Annotated in this window: 13 protein-coding genes and 1 tRNA gene; 8 read left to right on the top strand and 6 right to left on the bottom strand. The window is 49.3% G+C overall.

Annotation, left to right across the window (positions count from 1 at the left end; all coding sequences use genetic code 11):
• Positions 1-10 precede the first annotated feature (10 nt).
• From BLP55_RS04995 to BLP55_RS04980, 4 genes are all read right to left on the bottom strand, one after another.
• On the bottom strand, positions 11-1,429 hold the full coding sequence (locus tag BLP55_RS04995; RefSeq protein WP_244503421.1) for an efflux RND transporter periplasmic adaptor subunit: 1,419 nt from the start codon (positions 1,427-1,429) through the stop codon (positions 11-13).
• Complete coding sequence (locus BLP55_RS04990) at positions 1,335-5,678, bottom strand: CusA/CzcA family heavy metal efflux RND transporter (RefSeq protein ID WP_091141221.1); 4,344 nt, start codon at positions 5,676-5,678, stop codon at positions 1,335-1,337. The genes BLP55_RS04995 and BLP55_RS04990 overlap by 95 nt, the downstream gene beginning before the upstream one ends.
• A 94-nt stretch (positions 5,679-5,772) precedes the next feature.
• On the bottom strand, positions 5,773-6,102 hold the full coding sequence (locus tag BLP55_RS17385; protein WP_317040278.1) for a DUF6660 family protein: 330 nt from the start codon (positions 6,100-6,102) through the stop codon (positions 5,773-5,775).
• A 309-nt stretch (positions 6,103-6,411) separates the two neighbouring features.
• Positions 6,412-6,491, bottom strand: a tRNA-Leu gene (locus BLP55_RS04980).
• A gap of 201 nt (positions 6,492-6,692) precedes the next feature.
• Here BLP55_RS04980 and BLP55_RS04975 point away from each other — a divergent pair.
• The 4 genes from BLP55_RS04975 (at position 6,693) to BLP55_RS04960 (ending at position 9,987) form a co-directional block, all read left to right on the top strand.
• A complete protein-coding gene (locus tag BLP55_RS04975; RefSeq protein WP_091141220.1) occupies positions 6,693-7,634 on the top strand; it encodes a ribose-phosphate pyrophosphokinase in 942 nt (313 codons plus the stop codon).
• A 245-nt stretch (positions 7,635-7,879) separates the two neighbouring features.
• Positions 7,880-8,491, top strand: coding sequence for a 50S ribosomal protein L25/general stress protein Ctc (locus BLP55_RS04970; RefSeq protein ID WP_091141219.1), 612 nt, complete (start codon positions 7,880-7,882; stop codon positions 8,489-8,491).
• A gap of 337 nt (positions 8,492-8,828) precedes the next feature.
• Positions 8,829-9,497, top strand: coding sequence for an aminoacyl-tRNA hydrolase (gene pth / locus BLP55_RS04965; protein ID WP_091141218.1), 669 nt, complete (start codon positions 8,829-8,831; stop codon positions 9,495-9,497).
• A gap of 1 nt (position 9,498) precedes the next feature.
• Positions 9,499-9,987, top strand: a complete 489-nt coding sequence (locus BLP55_RS04960) for a hypothetical protein (RefSeq protein ID WP_139149607.1) — start codon at positions 9,499-9,501, stop codon at positions 9,985-9,987.
• 48 nt (positions 9,988-10,035) lie between these two features.
• On the opposite strand, the gene BLP55_RS04955 is transcribed toward BLP55_RS04960, so the two are convergent.
• Complete coding sequence (locus tag BLP55_RS04955) at positions 10,036-12,699, bottom strand: zinc-dependent metalloprotease (RefSeq protein ID WP_170826791.1); 2,664 nt, start codon at positions 12,697-12,699, stop codon at positions 10,036-10,038.
• Positions 12,700-12,795: 96 nt separating this feature from the next.
• Positions 12,796-15,507 (bottom strand): zinc-dependent metalloprotease, encoded by a 2,712-nt coding sequence (locus BLP55_RS04950; RefSeq protein ID WP_091141215.1) that lies wholly within the window; start codon positions 15,505-15,507, stop codon positions 12,796-12,798.
• Positions 15,508-15,687: 180 nt separating this feature from the next.
• On the opposite strand from BLP55_RS04950, the gene BLP55_RS04945 reads away from it, so the two are divergent.
• The 4 genes from BLP55_RS04945 to bioB all read left to right on the top strand — a co-directional run bounded on the left by BLP55_RS04945 (position 15,688) and on the right by bioB (position 19,729).
• Positions 15,688-16,617, top strand: a complete 930-nt coding sequence (locus tag BLP55_RS04945; RefSeq protein WP_091141345.1) for a bifunctional riboflavin kinase/FAD synthetase — start codon at positions 15,688-15,690, stop codon at positions 16,615-16,617.
• Entirely contained in the window at positions 16,614-17,918 is a 1,305-nt protein-coding gene (locus BLP55_RS04940; protein ID WP_091141214.1) for an HTTM domain-containing protein, read from the top strand. Before BLP55_RS04945 ends, BLP55_RS04940 begins: the two co-directional genes overlap by 4 nt.
• Positions 17,919-18,041: 123 nt before the next feature.
• On the top strand, positions 18,042-18,494 hold the full coding sequence (locus BLP55_RS04935) for a hypothetical protein (protein WP_091141213.1): 453 nt from the start codon (positions 18,042-18,044) through the stop codon (positions 18,492-18,494).
• A gap of 146 nt (positions 18,495-18,640) precedes the next feature.
• Entirely contained in the window at positions 18,641-19,729 is a 1,089-nt protein-coding gene (gene bioB / locus BLP55_RS04930) for a biotin synthase BioB (protein ID WP_091141212.1), read from the top strand.
• The last annotated feature ends 12 nt before the right edge of the window (positions 19,730-19,741 follow it).

The raw sequence follows: 19,741 nt of genomic DNA, 5'->3' as shown, positions 1-19,741 counted from the left end.
GGTATTGGGCTTAATGTTCGTGTCCGCCGCCGCCTTCGCTTTTGAGCAAATGGCTTTGGATGTAATACGCTCCTTTGATTACAATTTTGGCATCAGCGGGAAGCTGTTGTACCGGCGTTACTTGAACGAAACCCAACTGCGCGGTGCCCGTCTTTACTTCGATACGTTGGAAATGATAACTCTTGCCCGATTCCTCGTGTTGATGGCCATCGTCGTGGGAATGCCCTTTTTGTTGGTCGTGCGCCTCTTTTTCATCGTGGGAATGCCCGTCGTCATGCGAATGTCCTTTATCGGCGTCATGGCTGTCTTTTTCTTCGTGGACGCCTTCAAGTATGAAAATAAATTCGCGGCCTTCTGCCTTAACAATCGCATCAACCGGTAACGCATTAACCGTATTGGCTCCGACGTCAATCAGTGCGTTGACATACATTCCCGGAATCAATTGCTGTTTCTCGTTCTCGATGTCTGCATGGACGGCAACCGACTTGGTTTCGTTCTCGAATGCCTTGCCCACACTAAAAATCTTGCCTTTAATTTCAGTATTGTCTTGATTGGTCAATACAAATCGAACATTCTGCCCGGTCTTGACCTTTTGCAAGTCTTTTTCATAAACGAGTAAGTCAACGTGGAGTTGTGAATTGTCCACAATATTTACCAAAGCCTGTCCCGGTGATACAGTTGACCCAATTTTAATATTTACTTCGGTAATTGATCCCGAAATAGGCGCTACAACCGGAACAGATGAAATTGCGCCTTTATTTGGATTGATATTCATTGTTTGGAGTTGCTTGCTCAATGAAGCATAACGCGCTTTTTCAACGTCATAGTCGGCCTTTGTTTTTTGAAATACTTTCTTGGCCGATACTTCTTCTTCGCTCAAAACACGTTGGCGTTCATATTCCAAACGCAAAAACTCCAAGTTGCTTTTCGAGGTGAGGTAGTCTTGTTGGATTCGTGTAAACTCAGGGCTTTCAACCGTTGCGATCACTTGGCCTTTACGGACGTTCTGACCTTCAATAACTGAAATCGATTTGACAATTCCCGACACGAAAACCGATACGTCTGCTTGGTTTTGCGGCGGCAATTTGGTGTAACCGTTGGCATTGATGACTTCGCTGAGGTTCTTGGGCGAAAAGCCGCCCAGTCCGATCCCTGCGGATGAATACTGTGCCTCGTTGAGTTCGACTTCTTTTACATTGCCTTCTTCCTTCGCTTCTTCCTTTTGTGGTGCAGCCTCGGTCGCAGGCGCTTCTTCCTTTTTTCCGCAGGCGGTCACCGCAAGAAGCAGCGAGAAAAACAAAAAGGATCTGATTGCTTTATTTTTTACTTTCATCTTATTGATTTGTAAGGTATTGAATATTGATAATGGTTTGATTGTACTGACGTACCGCATCGGCGTAATTGAGCAAGATGTCGTTGGCGGTATCAAGGTTTTGCACATATTCCACATAGGAGATGTCTCCATTTTGATACGCTTTCGTAGCATTTGCGGTAATCTTACGCGCATTGGGTTCGGCGGTATTGCGGTAGAAATCAATCTGCGCCTGATACGTCTGCAATCGCTCGTTTTCTTCTATCAAACGGCTTTTGAGTTGATTTTGCAGATAGTTGGCATTTTGCTGTTCGCGCTCGATGTTGATTTTCGCCGCCTTTGCTCTCGAACTACTGCTTCCAAAGAAAATCGGAACCGAAATTCCAGCGGTAAAACCTTGAAAGCGCAGACTGTTATCATAGTAGCGCGGCGTTCCGTCCAAATCTTGATTTCCAGTAATCGATTGGATGAAGTAACCGGCTGAAATGTCAGGAAACAACGCGGACTGCTCAACCTTTCGATTGGCTTGCGCAATAGCGACTTGCTTTTCGGCCAATTGAAATTCGGGATTCTGTTTGATTGCCGTCGTATCAACCGCCAATGTTATTGGCGTGGGTACAAAAGACGTATCCGATAACATAAAATCGTCTTTGAGGTTGAGGTATAATTTTAGTCGCGATTTCTCGATTTTCATCTGCGCCTCGTTTTGACGGATGCGTTGCTGCAATTCCTGTTGCTTGGCCGTAGCGACATTCTTTTCGAGCGAGTTGGTTTCACCCACGCGGAATTTAACATCAGCAGAGCGAACGAACTTGTCCATGACCGCGCCCTGTTTGGAAAGAATCGCATTGAGTTTGCCGAAATACAACAAATTATTCCACGATTCCCTGACGGAAAACGCAATCTGCTGTTTGGTTGCAGCAGAGCGTAATTGACTTGCGTTGCTGTTCTCTCTAAGCAATCTTCGCGTGGCTCCGATACGAAAAGGATTGATGCTTTGGGAAACCGATAAATTCTTATCCTGAGCCGCCGAGTTGATTTGTCCGAACGTTCCCGAAAGTTCAGTTTTCGGAATGTCCCAAGCCGAACCGATTAATTGGTTTTGCGCCTGAACATCCAAATCGGATGCGCGAAGGCTTTGGTTGTTCTTATAGGCCAATTCCAAAGCTTGATTGCTGTTCAATGTTTGTTGTTGCGCCGAACCGATGGCCGGACACAATAGCGCAAACAAAATCGCAATTGTAGCGGCGGGAACATTTTTCACCTTGATACCGCGCTCTACAAAATAATAGAGAATCGGCAAGACAATAAGTGTGAGTAAAGTCGCCGTAATCAATCCACCGATGACGACAGTCGCCAACGGTTTTTGTACTTCCGCACCGGCGCTCGTGCTGATCGCCATCGGCAAAAAGCCCAGCGATGCAACGGCTGCGGTCATAATCACCGGACGCAAACGGACTTTCGTTCCTTCGCGGATGCGGTCGAGTATATTTTCCATACCTTCTGATTTGAGTTGATTGAAATAGCCGATGAGCACGATGCCATTAAGCACCGCTACACCGAAAAGCGCGATAAAGCCAACACCTGCCGAGATGCTGAACGGCATTCCACGCAACCACAGCGCCAACACACCGCCGATAGCCGACAATGGAATTGCCGTGAAAATCAAAAGCGCCTGTTTGATTGATTTGAACGTGAAGTATAACAATACAAGGATGAGCGCCAAAGCTACCGGCACCGCAATCGACAATCGTTTGTTGGCATCGATGAGGTTTTCAAACTGTCCACCGTAGGTGATGTAATAGCCCGCAGGCAATTTGAACTTGGCGTTGAGTTTTTCCTTGATGTCATCAACAACCGATTCGACATCGCGTCCACGAACGTTGAAACCAACAACGATGCGGCGTTTTCCGTCGTCACGCGAGATTTGCATCGGGCCATCTTCATATTGCACATCTGCAATTTGTTCCAGTGGGATTTGGTTGCCCGACGGCAAGGTGATAAACAACGATTTGATACTTGAAATGTCATCGCGGCTGTTTTCGGCCAAGCGCACAACGAGGTCGAAACGCTTTTCGCCTTCGTAAACAACGCCCGCCGATTCGCCCGCAAAGCCCATCCGCAAGACTTTGTTCAAGTCGCCGATTTTAAGACCGTACAATGCGAGTTTGTCTTTGTTGTAACGGACGGTAATTTGCGGAAGTCCGGCAACACGTTCGGCTTTTGCATCCGAAACACCATCTACCTTTTTGATGATTTGGAGCGCTTCGTCGCCTTTGCTCACGAGCAAATCGATGTCCTCGCCGTAAATCTTTACTGCAACATCGCTGCGAACGCCCGTCATCAATTCGTTGAAACGCATTTGAATCGGTTGCGAAAATTCGGTGCTTGCGCCAGGAATATCGTTGAGCGCTTCTTCCATCTTCTCCATCAATTCTTCTTTGGTTTCTGCCGATGTCCACTCGTCACGGTCTTTGAGCAGAATAATCATATCACCCGCTTCTACCGGCATTGGATCGGTAGGGATTTCGGCTGAACCGATTTTGGTAACGATCATTTTGATTTCGGGGAATTTGGCTTTTAGTATGCGTTCGGCTCGCGAAGTGGCATCGACTTCCTGCGACAGCGAACTGCCGGATGCGATAATGAGGTGTGTCGCTACGTCACCCTCGTCGAGCGTTGGAATAAACTCACCACCGAGCGTATTGAAAATGAACAAAGCTGCAACGAACAGGGTAACCGCAACGCCAATGACCATCTTCTTCATTTTGAACGATCTTTCGAGCAACGGCGCGTACCAACTTTGCAGCTTATCGATAATCCTGTCGCTGATGTTGCGGGTGTGTCCCGTTTTCTTGCTGAGCGCCAACGCCGACATCATCGGGACGTAAGTCAGCGACAAGATAAACGCACCAAGAATCGCAAAGGAAACGGTTTGTGCCATCGGGCCAAACATCTTGCCTTCAATGCCTGTAAGCGCTAAAATTGGCAAGTAAACAATCAGGATGATGATTTCGCCAAACGCCGCGCTACTTCTGATTTTGGATGCAGCGTGATAGACTTCGCCGTCCATTTCGTCTTGGGTTATGCGGCCTTTATTGACAGTGTGCAATCGGTGGATGATGGCTTCGACAATAATTACTGCGCCGTCCACAATCAAACCAAAATCGATGGCTCCGAGGCTCATCAGATTGCCCGATACGCCGAACAGACGCATCATCGAAATGGCAAACAACAACGACAACGGAATGACTGAGGCCACGACTAAACCTGCTCTCCAATTCCCAAGCAACAACACGAGAATAAAGATGACAATTAATGCACCTTCGATGAGGTTGGTTTCTACTGTTTTGATGGCTTTATCGACGAGTTTTGTCCTGTCCATGAATGGTTCGATGGTCACGCCTTCGGGCAACGACTTTTTGATGCGCTCCATTTTTTCCTTGACAAGCTTGACGACCTGACCACTGTTCTCGCCTTTGAGCATCATGACCATACCTGAAACTTCTTCGCCTTTGCCGTCTTTGGTCACGGCTCCGTAGCGAATGGCGCTGCCGATGCGAACGTCTGCAACATCGCGGATTAGAATCGGGATGCCGTTTTGATTTTTGACAACGATTTTTTGAATGTCTGCAATTGATGTAGCCATTCCGACACCACGTATGAAATAGGCATATGGCCTTTTGTCGATGTAAGCGCCGCCGGTGTTTTCATTGTTGGTTTCAAGCGCATCGAATATCTCGGTAATCGTCGTATTCATGCTTTTGAGCTTGTCGGGCTGTACGGCGATTTCGTACTGTTTCAAGTATCCGCCCAACGTATTGACTTCGGCTACGCCCGGCGTTCCGATAAGTTGCGGTTTGATAATCCAGTCTTGGATGGTGCGCAACTGTGTCGCATCGTACTTGTCTTCACTTCCTTTTTTGGGAAAGACAACGTATTGGTATATCTCACCCAATCCGGTGCTGACGGGAGCCAATTCGGGTTCGCCTGCACCTTCGGGAATGATTTCGGAAGCTTCTTTGAGCCGTTCGTTGATTTGGGCACGCGCCCAATAAATATCGGTGCTTTCCTTGAAAACGACGGTAATGACGCTCAATCCGAAGCGGCTTATTGAACGCAATTCAACAACGTCCGGGATGGCTTTGACCGATTGCTCAATCGGGTAAGTGATGAATTGTTCGACTTCTTGCGTGGCAAGCTTCGGCGAACTGGTTATGATTTGTACTTGGTTATTGGTGATGTCCGGCAACGCATCGACCGGTAATGTTGATACCGAATAGATGCCAACGGCAACAAGCACCAATGTGAACAGCCCCACGATGAATTTGTTGTGGATGCTGAAATGAATGATTTTGTCTAACATTTTCTTGCATAATGAATGAAACATGAGGATAAAGTAATCCCTTGATGCGACGCTGATGGCCGCGACATTTCACCCGGAAGTTATCCGGGCATCATTATGAAAGTTGTGGTGGTTGCCAAATGCCCCCGGAGAATTGGGAAGCAAGATTTGAATTGTAGATAATTTGTGGCTTTTCGATGTATTCAGCAGGTACGGAAGCGACCTCGAATACAAGCGTCGGCGTAAAGTTCAAAATCTGTGCGCCGCAACAGTTGCAGATGCAGAACGGCGAACACAAATCGGTGTGTAATTCTTTGGAATGATCGTCCGTGTGTGCGACTACTTTGCCGGTGGCATCAATGATAACATCCTTGTCAGCATCCGCGCATGGAAGGCACGAAAGGACTAAGAGAATGAATGATAAGATGATGCTTGCGCTTTTCATGGGCGTAAAAGTAGCAAAAGTTTTGATTCGTCGCTACGGTTTAAGATGATTATTAACAAGATGACGGAAGGCCATGATGATTCCGGCGAATAATATGGCGGTCGCGATTGCAATTAGAACTTGACGAAAAACCTTTGCTGATTTGGTGGGTTTTGGTTTTCGTTTGGGTTTGACGTAGCGGGGTTTGATGTTTTTATTCATATCTCAATAAAAATATCATTTTTTTGAGTTTGTTGGGCAATAGTTGGGCAAATACAAAATAAAAAACCCGTAACAGTTTAAAAATAAACTAATTACGGATTTTTAAAGTACCCGGAGCCGGAGTCGAACCGGCACGGTTTCCCACAGGTGTTTGAGACCAGCGCGTCTACCAATTCCGCCATCCGGGCTTGACAGACCAAACCAACAACAGTTGGTTTATCGCGTTAAACGCACAACGAAAAACGTTGCTTGTTTTTAAACACGGTGCAAATGTAGAAAATAATCTGTCAATCCAAAAAAAAATCCTAAAAAATATCGGCGCTGCTCAAATTTTATTTCTAAATTTGCACCTCGTTTCAGACGACACACAACCAACTAACTACACAACAATGTCTTATAACGAACCAGAAGCAAAGATTTTTGCGTGTTCGCAAAGCACGTACCTAGCAGAAAAAATCGCCGAACAATACGGGATTCCGCTCGGTAAAGTGACGTTCTCTAAATATAGTGATGGTGAATTCCAACCGTCGTACGAAGAATCGATCAGGGGAATCCGCGTGTTCATCGTGTGTTCGACCTTTCCGAGTTCGGACAATTTGATGGAGCTGTTGCTCATGATCGATGCGGCCAAACGCGCTTCGGCACGGCACATTACGCCCGTGATTCCGTATTTCGGATGGGCGCGCCAGGACCGCAAGGACAAACCGCGCGTACCGATCGGGGCCAAACTCGTAGCCAAATTATTGGAGGCTGCGGGAGCAACGAGGATCATGACGATGGACTTGCACGCCGACCAGATACAAGGGTTTTTCGAAAAACCGGTAGACCACCTGTTTGCATCGACGATTTTCCTGCCGTATGTGAACAGTTTGAAGCTCGACAATTTGACGATCGCTTCGCCGGACATGGGCGGTTCGAAAAGAGCCTATGCATATTCGAAATTCCTCGAAAGTGACGTCGTGATTTGCTACAAGCAAAGAAAGGCCGCCAACGTGATCGAGTCGATGGAACTCATCGGAGAGGTTAAAGGAAGGAATGTGATTTTGGTAGACGACATGATCGACACTGGAGGGACGCTCGCCAAAGCCGCCGATTTGATGATCGAAAGAGGAGCACTCAGTGTTCGTGCGATTTGTACGCACGCGATCCTGTCGGGCGGGGCTTATGAAAAGATTGAAAGCTCGAAATTGGAGGAATTGATCGTAACCGATTCGATTCCGCTCAAGGGTGAGTCAAAGAAAATAAAGGTCGTGAGTTGTGCACCGCTTTTCGCCGATGTGATGAAGATGGTGCAGAACAACAGTTCGATCAGCGGGAAGTTCTTGATGTAAGTCGTAAAGTCTTAAGGTCATAAAGTCTGAAAGGCGTCGATAGGAGAACAAATTTGAAATATGGAACGGGCGCGTTAGGGATTGAAATGAAAATCCTTTTGTGAAGCAAAGCGGAACAAAAGATTGCAATTGTAAAGCCCGACTCGCAGGGGAACGCCAAAATAACCCAAAACGAAAGTCCTTCGACATTTGTCATTCGTCTTTCGTCTAAAAAAAGAATTTTTTATTAACTATAATTTTTTACAATGAAATCGATTACGATTAAAGGATCAGAAAGAGAAAGCGTAGGCAAAAAAGCTACAAAAGCCTTACGTGATGCTGGACAGGTACCTTGCGTGTTATACGGAGGCGACAAACCAGTGCATTTCTCGGCAGAAGAAAAAGCATTCAAGAACTTGGTTTACACCCCGAACGCGCACACTGTTGTGATCGAGGCCGGTAAATCGTCATACAATGCTATTTTGCAGGACATCCAGGTACACCCTGTATCTGACAAAATCTTGCACATCGACTTTTTCCAACTCAACGACAAAAAGGAAATCATGATGGAGGTTCCGGTAAAAGTAACCGGTACTTCGCCAGGTGTCTTGGGTGGTGGCGTGTTGCGTCTCAACCAACGCAAACTCAAAGTGAAAGCTTTGCCAGCCAACTTGCCTGACTTTGTGACGGCCGACATCTCTGAACTCGAGATGGGTAACAAGTTGTATGTCACCAAATTGGCAACCAACAACTTTAAGTTGATGCACCCGGACAATACCGTTGTGGCGCAAGTGAGAATCTCGCGTGCGGCGATGAAAGCGGCCCAGGAAGCAGCGAAAGCGGCCAAAGGAGCTCCGGCAAAAGGAAAGAAAAAGTAATTTATTTCCAAATTATAAAGAAAGCCTCGTTGAAAGACGGGGCTTTTTTGTTTACCGCAAAGTGCGCGGAGTTTTCGCAAAGGCCGCTAAGCTTTGTGTTCTTTGCGTGAACTTTGAATCTTTGCGGTTAAATTTTTGGGCGTTGCCTGCGGCCGGGCTGTACGCTACAATCTTTTTGTTCCGCGTTGCTTCACAAAAAGGATTTCCGCTGCCATCCCTAACGCGCACTTGTAAAAACTTCAAGTCTATCCTAAAATCTCAATTCAGCGGCGTTGGAATTTGGATTTTGGGATTTTGGAATTTGGAATTTGGGATTTGGAATTTCTACATTTGTAGAATGAATTGGTTCACCCAACTGTTTTCCAAACCGGAAAAAGAACACCTCGATCCCATGAAACCGCAGGTTCACGAACACCAAAAAAACAAGATGAAAAGCGTGAGTAATAAATTTTTAATCGTCGGCCTCGGCAACATCGGCGCAGAATACGCCAACACCCGTCACAACATCGGGTTTAAGGTACTCGATTTTTTGGCGCGCAAGGAATCGCTCGACTGGCAAACGGTCAAACTCGGGCAGCTCGCCGAATACAAATTCAAAGGGCGTACATTTTTCCTTTTGAAACCCAACACCTACATGAACCTCTCGGGCAAGGCCGTACATTATTGGATGGACAAAGAGAACATTCCGCTCGAAAACGTGCTGGTGATCACCGACGATTTGAACCTGCCGTTCGGTACGATCCGCATCAAACCCAAAGGATCGGACGGTGGCCACAACGGGCTCAAGAACATCAACGCCGTGTTGAACACGCAAAACTATACGCGCTTCAGGTTTGGCATCAGCGATGCGTTCAAGAAAGGCCAGCAGGTAGACTATGTGCTTGGCCAATGGAGCGACGAAGAAAATGAAAAACTCACCGAACGCCTTGATTTGTCGTGCGACATCATCCGTTCGTTTGGTACGGCGGGGCTCGAACACACCATGAGCGGATTCAACGGAAAATAACATGAAGAAAATAATTGTCCTGTGTTTGCTGATCGCATACGGTTGCGGCGCGAACAAAACCGCAAGCCAAATTGCGCTGGCGGGAAAATGCCCCGGCAAGGGCGAGTGTACAATCGAGCTGTTGCGCGACAAAGCCATGGTGGTTGAACACACCGCGAACGGCATCCGTTATTCGACGGAAACCAAAAAAGGCACGTCGGTCGTCAAATACCAATACAACCGCATTGTCCCCAAAAATGTGCAGGACGGTTCCTACCGCGTAGAAATAGTGTTCGAGTACGACGGCCAAACCAACCAAACCCTTCGCGACGGCCAACTCGAAGCCACCAAAATGCTGTACGGGCGTTTTTGCTATTGCAAGGATGGCGTGGGTTATTTTGCCGTGAACCAAGGCACCCTTTCCATCGATGCGAACGGGCACGGCACGGCCGATATTTCGGTCCCGCAAATTTCACAACTGATCAAGAAAATAGAATTTGATCTTAAATAAGAAAGAGCCCTCGCAGGGCTCTTTTCTATCTTTCGTCTTAATTACTAATTACTCAACCACGATGCGTTTGACGGTCTTTTGATCGCCTTGCTGCACCGATACCAGATAAATGCCTGATTGCGCCCTATTCAAGCGGATGTCTTGCACAAAGACACCGTTGTTCTCGAACGATTGGTCATAAATCACACGGCCGCGCATGTCGTGTACGCCCACCGCAATAGGCTTGTTCGACGACGATGCAAATCGGATCGTAAAATCGCCCGTATTCGGGTTCGGATACAGCGCAAAGTCGGCAAACGCAAACTGTGTGGTTGCCAAGGGAGCAAGCGATTCCGAGCACACTTCGAGCGCAAACGAATTGATCGTCCCCGCATCTCCAGCCACCAAATCCCTAAAACCAAATTGCCAGTTGCCTTGTTGGTTGAAACCGTACATGGCCGCGAGTGAACCGGTTGGTGTAATCATGTTTCCGGCAAGCGGCGAAGCGCAGGCAAACGGTGCACCTTCGGCGTCAAACGTCACATTCATGTTGGCGCTGCCCGGACAACTTTGGTTAAAAATATTGGTCAACGCACCACCCGGACGAATCACCGCAATGTTAAGATTTTGAATGTTCGCATGCGTGGCATTCACGGTAATGTTGACATCGGAAATGGTACCCGCCGCCGGCACCGCAATGGTCTTGACGTTGAAAGCCGTCGACCCGTCGGTTAAGGCAAACGGCGTGTTATTGGTATACGTGTTACAAGTGGTCACTACTTCGTAACCTACCGCAAACGCGCGGCTGTTGACGGCATAGAAAATATTGTCTACCGCTTCGATCATGATGCGGCAATTGGTCGAAATGACATCGGGTGCGGTGATGGCCTCCGATCCGTCGTTGGCGGTGTTCTCGGCCAAAACATACGGCCAGGTTGCGCCACCGTCGGCCGACATCTTGATCGTAACCAAGGCGGTATTAATGCCGTTGGCTGTTGTTCCCGCCACATCCCAGGTAACGGTTTGCGCGCTGTTTTGCGGCCATGCTTCGAGTAGGCTTTGCGAAGTGACCCTAAACGGACCTGCGTTGGCAAAAACCACGTTGGTCGTGGCGCGTTGCGTTTGCCCGCCCAATGGCGACCCGTCGTCGCGAACCACGAGCGAAAACTCCATGTTACGCGCCACGTTCGGGACCACTTCCCAGGTTGGGGTCAGGTTGCCCGCCAATACATCAGAGAATTTAGGGAAATAACGGTCGGGTGAAGCCGAAGGCATCAACGTCCTGAAATTCGGTCCGCCGCCGCTGGTTGCCACGGGTGGCTGGGTAGCGATTTCGTTGTCGTACTGTTCCCAGCAATAGGTCAGCGCATCGCCATCGGCATCGGTCGCAACACCGCGCATCACGAATGCCGTGCCAAAAGGAATCGTATGGTTCGGGCCTGCATCGGCCGTCGGGGCCGTATTGCCGTTGGGTACGACCACGCCGCAGTTCCCGCCGCCGTTGATAAAATTCGAGCCTTGGATCAAGCTGCGCGCATGAAAATAGGGATCCGAAAAGAATTGTACGTTTTGCGAATTGCAAAGCCCCGAATAACCCATGATGGTCGAGCCACTGCCTGGTTCAAACGCCGACGACGCCGTACGGTTGCCGTTGCATCCGCCTTGATCGCCGTTGAACGTGTGCGAGCAACCCCATTGGTGGCCCATTTCGTGCGACACATAATCGACATCGTAAGGATCGCCCACCGGGGCATCAAGCCCTGTAATACCACGTGCCTTGCTGTTCGAGCACGGCGACTGCAGTTGCGCGACGCCGCCGCCGCCGGTACTTACCGTATGACCGATGTCGTAGTTGGCGCTGCCGATGATGTCGTCGATTACTTCCTGGCTTTGGTCGAGCAAGATGTTGTTGGTGTTGAAGTTGTCGAAATTGTCCGACTCGATAAAAATGACATCCTCGTTGTTGGCAACGAGTTCCATCGTGAGTGCAAAATCCCGTTCGTAAATACCGTTCACGCGGGTCATCGTAATGACCATGGCGGCCAGTACCGCGGCTTTCTTTTGTTCGAGGGTACCGCCGCCGAGTCCGGCCTCGTCAACGTGAAAATCGGCGTATTCGATGGTACAGGCCATCGCCAATCGGTAGGTTTTGAACAGGCTGTTGTTGGATTGTATTTGCGGCGCATCGGAAGGATTCGGCACCAAATCTACGGGTTCCACCACGTTACATTCGAAGCTGTTGGTCGTGGTCAGCGATTGGCGCGAATACACGATGCTGTGTTTCCCGTCCTTTGTATAACTGTCGATGTAGTACGCGCCGTGCCCAGAGAACGTCATCGCATGCAACCCAAAAGGGGTCACGCTAAAACGCATGGTCGCCGTTGGATCGTCTATGCCCTTGCCTACATAGGATTGTATTTCGGGATGTTGTGCCGCCAGTTGCGGATGCATCACCGATGCCTCAAAAATGTGGAACTTTTGCAAATCGCCTTGGTCCGTCGGAAACGAAACGATCACATTGGACTCGAGTGTTTGCAAACGCGAAGGCGCCGCGGCCAGCTGGATTTTGAGTGCGTCGAGGTTCAACGCATACAGTAAGTAGGTGGCGGGGTGCGAAACCCGGCTTGATTTTTCCCCCGTGACCAATCGCTCATCGACCGATTGCCACACCGATTGGGCAAACAAACCCAGCGTCGCAAAAATCATCGCAAAAGTAAAAAGTAACTTTTTCATCATATAGTAGTAGTGGTTAATCTCTCAAAGATACGTCATTAAAATAAAAAGGCGTCCCTCATCGAGACGCCTTTTTGACAAAATGGTTGCGGCAGTTTATTCTACCACGATTTTTTTGACGATTTTTTGGTTGCCGTTCGACACAGTTACCATGTAAACGCCTGCTTGGGCATTGGTCAATTGTATTTCTTCGGCAAACAAACCGGTGTTGTTGTATGCTCTTTCAAAGATGGCTCTTCCGCTGATGTCGTGTACCAGGATATCGACCTGATTCCCCGCCGTAGCGTCGAATTGCACCTTGAAGCTTCCGTTGTTCGGGTTCGGGTACAATGCAAAGTTCTCGAACGCGAATTGCTGCGTTCCGAGTGGCTGCAATTGCGCCGTACAAACCTCAAGCGAGAACGAGTTGATGGTTCCCGAATCTGGGCCTGCCACGGTGTCGCGGAAACCAAACTGCCAGTTTCCTGTAGGGTTTTGGTTGATGAACGCGGCACTGCCCAAATCGCCTACCGGTGTTTTGACGCTAGACCCGCTGTTCAGGTTGAAACAGTCGAAAGTAGAACCTTGCGCATCGAACGTAACGTTCATGTTGGCGGTTCCGGTACATTGTTGTTGGAACAACGGATAAAGTGTACCGCCATTCGGACGGATCACCGCGATGGTCAGGTTTTGTAAGTTCGAGTGCGTGGCATTGACGCTGAAGTTTACATCGCTGATCAACCCCGTATTGGTCACGTTGAGTGTCTTGACGGTGTAGGTTGCAGCACCTGTATTCGGCAGTGTAAATGGCGTGTTGAAGTTGTACGTGTTGCAAACGTTTACATACTCGTAACCCACTGCAAACGGTGTACTGTTGACCGCGTAGTAGTTGTTTCCTGTCGGCTCGATCCAAATTCTACATTGTGTAGCAGTGGCCGCAGGAACGGTGATGACTTCGCTTCCGTCGTTTGGCGTATTGCTTGCCAAGGTGATCGGCCATGTTACACCGTTGTCCAAAGACAATTTGATGTTTACGTTCGCCGAACCAGGCAACGAAGTAGTGTTGTTCACCGACCAAGTAATGGTTTGGTTGGTACCCGCCGCGCCCCAAGCCACACCTGTGGTGTTTTGCGAGGTCACCGCGAATGGTCCCGCTCCAGTGGTCCCGTTGTAGGGCGCCATAGAGGTAACGGTAACTTCATCGGTATTGGTTTGCCAGCCATTTCCGGCAGCGTGGTTGTCGCGTACGGTAAGCGTAAATCGCAATTGTCTTGCGATGGTTGAAACCGATTCCCATTGCCAGCTCAACTCCCCGTTCAACACGCGGTTGTATTGTGGCATAAAACGGTTAGGGGTATTTTGCGGCAGGAACGAACGGTAATTAGGACCCGTCGCCTTGGTAGGGTAACATTGGCTGTTTTCTCCTGTTACCGAGTTGCCCGCGCTGTTGTTTTGTTCCCAGCAGTAGTTCAAGGTATCGCCCTCGGCATCTGAAACCACTCCTTTGAGGATGTAAGCTGTTCCCGAAGGGATGCTGAAATCGGCGCCCGCATTCACCGTAGGCGGTGTGTTGGTCACTGCGGTACTGATCGGGCAGGTTTTGCCCGCCAAGTTGTTTTGGATCTGCAGAATGCTTCTGTAGGTAAAATAAGCGTCTGAATGTTCTTGTACATTATAGTCGGTGATTCCGGCATAAGCCATGATTGTAGAACCACTTCCCGGCTCGACATTCACACCCGATCCTTCGGTTGCGTGCGAGAACGTGTGGTTGGCACCCAATTGGTGTCCCATCTCGTGGATTACATAGTCGATGTCGAAGGTATCACCTGACGGAATGCCGTTAGACGGAGAGGTGTAGCCACTTCCTTTGGCCTCATCGTTGGCGCCTGATGGATCTTCACAAACGCAGCCGATACAACCCGCATTACCGCCACCACCGGTCGCACCAAAAAGGTGACCGATGTCGTAGTTCGCGCTACCGATAACGCTCGTCAAGTTGTTCTGCAACTGCAAGTTCCATGCATCCATACCTGAGGCAGGTGAATAAGGGTCGTTGGCTGCATTGGTATAAACGATCAGGTTGTTGTTGGCAATCATGTTCAAGTGAAGCGAAAGATCGATCTCCATCACACCGTTGACACGGGTCATGGTCGCGTTCATCCCAGCAATCGCGTTGGCAACGCTACCAAAGTAGGCGCCGTATTCCCCTGTACACGACAAAGCCAAACGCATGGTCTTGTACGATTGGTTGTTAGAGCGGTTGGTGATGCCCGCTTCGTTTACGAGGTCGTCGGTGAGCTGTGCATCGACGGTAGAACAGTTGAACGGAAGTTTGTTCTTGAGTCGGGTTGCCGAATCGAACAACACATACGTAGCGCGGTCTGCGGTGTAGGCCTCGATGAATTCCGCGGTGCGGTCAGGGCGCAACAACATGGTCTGCAAGCCCAAAGGCGAAACGCTAAAGTGAATCGACGCACCCGTAGTCAAACTGGTTCCTACATAGGCCCTGATGTCTGGATACTGCGCTTGCAAAGCCGGTTCAAAATTCGAATTCTCCCAAACGCGGAATTTTTCGAACCCGCCCTCGATCGTTGGGAACTCAACCACCACACCGGCTTGGCCAGACGTTCTGTTGGTGGTGCCGGCCAGCACTTGTTTGAGGCTGTTGACGTTGATCTCGAGCAATTGTTGTCTTTCAGAATAATTGACCTCGTTGATTTTAGCGGCCTGGGCCACCACCGACGGGTCTACTTTCCTGTAGGCATTTTTTTGTGCCGACAGCTGTCCGATCGAAAGCGCAACCGCGGCAAATAGTAGTAATTTTTTCATTTTTTTATAGTTATATAGCCCGCAAAGCTAACATATTTTTTTAATTTTAAGACACTTATATTGGATTTTTAACACGCAAAACGCGCTTGTATTGCGAATGTGAAAACGAAGGACTAAATCCTGTCGGAAATCGGCAAAATTTCAAAATGTTGGCTAAATTTGCACCATAAGATGTGCGTTTTGAAAATTCACCGTTCGATATACGATTTTAAGCCCGAAAAGAAAACCGTCGTCACGTTGGGCACTTTCGACGGCGTGCACATCGGCCACCGGAAAATCATCGAGAAACTGCTGCAAAGCGCCGCACAAAACCAAGCCGAGAGCGTGATCCTGACGTTCTTCCCGCATCCGCGCATGGTGTTGCAGGACCGGTCTGAAATCCAACTTCTCAATACACTCGACGAAAAAATCGCCCTACTCGAAAACACCGGACTGGACCATTTGATCATCCATCCGTTCGACGAAAATTTCTCGAGACTCACCGCCGACGAATTTGTGTCGAAAATCCTCGTCGGCCAGTTCAACATCGGCAAAATCATCATCGGCCACGACCACCGTTTCGGCCGAAACCGTACCGCCAATATAGACGACCTGATTGTTTTTGGCCAGGAGTACGGCTTTGAGGTCGAGCAGATTTCGGCCCAGGAAATCGATGCCGTCTCGGTGAGTTCGACCAAAATCCGCAATGCGTTGCACCAAGGGAATATTGCTTTGGCCAACGAATACTTAGGTTATCCTTATCCGCTAAACGGAACCGTCGTACAAGGCAAGCAACTTGGGCGTACGATCGGGTTTCCTACGGCCAACCTACACATCGCCGAAGATTACAAGCTGATTCCCAAGATTGGTGTTTACGTCGTACAAAGCCAGCTTGAAGGCCGCACCGTTTTTGGGATGATGAGCATAGGCACCAATCCTACCGTCGCGGGCGAACACCTGACCATCGAAACCTATTTCTTTGATTTCGACGCCGATTTGTACGGTCAAAAAATTACGCTGTCGTTGCTCGAATATTTGCGCGAAGAACAAAAATTCGAATCGATCGACGCGCTCAAGACCGCCATCGCCAACGACCAACAAAAAGCGCTCGGATTCCTATCCAAAAAATGATGCGCAGGCTGTTTGAACCCATCGACAACGCTGGACTGGTTGTGTTCAGAATGCTGTTCGGGTTCCTGCTGTTCGCCGAAACCCTGGGCGCCATCCTGACGGGCTGGGTTTACCGCAACCTGATCGAGCCCGAATACACTTTTCCGCACATTGGGTTCGATTGGCTGCAATTGCCGGGATGGGCGGTTTACGCGCATTTTATCGCCATGAGCGTACTGGGCTTGATGGTGATGGCGGGGTACCGGTACCGACTCGCGCTCGGCAGTTTTACCATACTTTGGACCGCCGCCTATTTGATGCAGAAAGTATCGTACAACAACCATTATTATTTGTTGTTGCTGGTGTGCATCATCATGTGGTGGTTGCCCGCCAACCGGTATGCGTCGTGGGATGCAAAACGAAATCCAACTACCAAATCGACGACCATGCCGCGGTGGTGCGCCGTGGTGATGGTCTTGCAGATTGCGATCGTGTACCTGTTTGCCGTGGTTTCTAAATTGTATCCGGCCTGGCTCGACGGCTCCTACATCGACTTGATGCTCAGCGCGCCGAACCGTACGGTTTTTGTAAAAGGCGTTTTTGACCAACACTGGTTCCACCTGTTTTTGGCGTGGTCGGGGTTGGCGTTCGATTTGCTGATTGTTCCCGCGCTGCTTTGGCGCAGGACGCGCACCATCGCTTTCGTCGCCGCTTTGGTGTTTCACCTGTTCAACGCCATCGTGTTGCAGATTGGCATTTTTCCGTTTTTTGCGCTGGCCTTTGTGTTGTTTTTTTATCCGCCCGAAAACATCCGACGTTGGTTTTTGCGCGAAAAAATACGTCCCGAAACCAACTGCACCTTATCTTCAGACTTAAGCGCAATCTATTTTTTCATTCCTTTTTTTGTACTTCAACTTGCCCTGCCGGTGCGGCATTATTTTATCGAAGGCGATGTGCTCTGGACCGAAGAAGGCCACCGGCTTTCGTGGCGTATGATGCTGCGGCAAAAACAGGCCTATTCGCACTACAAAGTCGTCGACCGAAAAACAGGAGCGATTGTCCCCTATCGTCTCGAAGACCATTTGACGCCCAAGCAAATCGGCTTTGTTTCGTTCAAGCCCGACGGCATCTGGCAAATGGCGCAGTACATCAAAGAACACTTCGCGCGGCAAAACAAAGACGTGGCGGTGTATGTGACGGCTATGGTATCGGTCAATGGCGGGCCTTTTCTTCCTTTTGTAGACAGTTCGGTCGATTTGGCCCACGCCGATTGGAACTACTTTGGCCATTCGTCGTGGCTGCTTCCCGAGGGGCAACGGTAATCTTGTAACAAATTTCGGTTTAAATCATAGCGCGGTTTTTATTAAATCCGTAATTTTAATATTACAACCAAGTGGATTGTTTAACGGTCGGGCGCGCCCGGCATCCATCAAAAACCAGCAATTATGAAATTTACGAGAGAACTGACCAACGGGATCATCATCTTTTTGGGCATTGGGATTTACTTCATCATTTTGGAATTCGCGGGATTGTCAGATCAGGTGTACTTGCGTTTCTTTAACCTTTTGATCGTGGCCTATGGCGTCAACCGCACCATCAAGGCCAACCAAGCCGATGGGATCCGCGGCTACAATACACACTTTCTATCGGCGTTGATCACCTCTATGATCGGGGCGGTTTTGAGCATCGCGGCGCTGTTGGCGTACATCGCTTACAACGGCGGTGAGGCCTATTTGAAAAACCTGTCGGACAACTTCATCTTTGGCGGCGGCGAACTGACTATCAACCACTACTGTATTGGTTTGCTGTTTGAATCGACCGCGGCATCGCTCATCGTATCGTTCTGCTTGATGCAATATTGGAAAGACAAAGTAGAGGTCATCAATAAAGTGGACTAGCAACAGCCACTTCTTGAAAATGAGGCTTGCAGGGATGTGGCCTCATTTTTTTTGATTCTATATAAGGGTGTGTCACCAACTTTTGAGAATCGAAATGTATAACTTCGACTTGAATTCGCTATTTTTGACCGAATAAATCCTGACCAATGAGCATCACGAAACACAATTGGACCAAAGAAGAAATCATCGCCATATACAACAAACCCATGATGGACCTGCTTTTTGAAGCGGCCACCATCCACCGCCAACACCACGACCCGAATGTGGTTCAGGTTTCGACGCTGTTGTCGATCAAAACCGGCGGATGCCCCGAAGATTGCGGGTATTGTCCGCAAGCGGCGCGCTACCACACGCACGTAGAAGGCAACGACCTGATGACCGTGAGCCACGTCAAGGCGCAGGCATTGCGTGCCAAGGCAAGCGGCTCATCGCGCGTTTGTATGGGTGCCGCATGGCGCAACGTCAAGGACGGTCCCGAGTTCGACCAGGTTCTTGAAATGGTGCGTACGATCAACAAACTCGACATGGAAGTTTGCTGTACGCTGGGGATGCTTACCGAAAACCAGGCGCACCGTTTGGCCGAGGCCGGACTGTACGCCTACAACCACAACATCGATACCTCCGAGGAATATTATAAAGAAGTCATTTCGACCCGCGGATTCGAGGACCGTTTGCAAACGATCGAAAACGTACGCAAGACCAACGTCACGGTGTGTAGTGGCGGTATCATCGGCATGGGCGAATCGGTCGAAGACCGTGCGGGCATGTTGGTCGCGCTCGCCACGCTTGATCCGCAACCCGAATCGGTGCCCATCAACGCATTGGTGGCCGTCGAAGGCACGCCGATGGAAGACGAAAAACCCGTCGAAATCTGGGAGATGATCCGCATGGTGGCCACAACAAGGATCGTGATGCCGCACACGCAGGTACGTCTTTCGGCAGGCCGAACCAACATGAGCCGCGAAGGCCAGGCGATGTGTTTCTTTGCAGGCGCCAATTCTATCTTCGCAGGCGACAAACTCCTCACGACACCCAACCCAGATGTCAACGAAGACATGAAAATGTTCGACATGCTCGGACTCATTCCACAAAAACCGTTTGTCAAGCACGCACAACCCGAAACGGTCGAAGCGGCCGACTCGCAATTCGAGTCGCTGGGCGAAAAACCAAGATGGTCGCGTCCCGGACACTCCATCGAGCGAAACCTCGAGGCATCGGGAAAAATCAAAGCGTAACAAACAAAGGCC

Origin of the sequence: Flavobacterium caeni (assembly GCF_900101895.1) — a bacterium.
Taxonomy (GTDB): Bacteria; Bacteroidota; Bacteroidia; order Flavobacteriales; family Flavobacteriaceae; genus Flavobacterium; species Flavobacterium caeni.
This window is presented reverse-complemented; position numbering and strand designations above follow the sequence as displayed.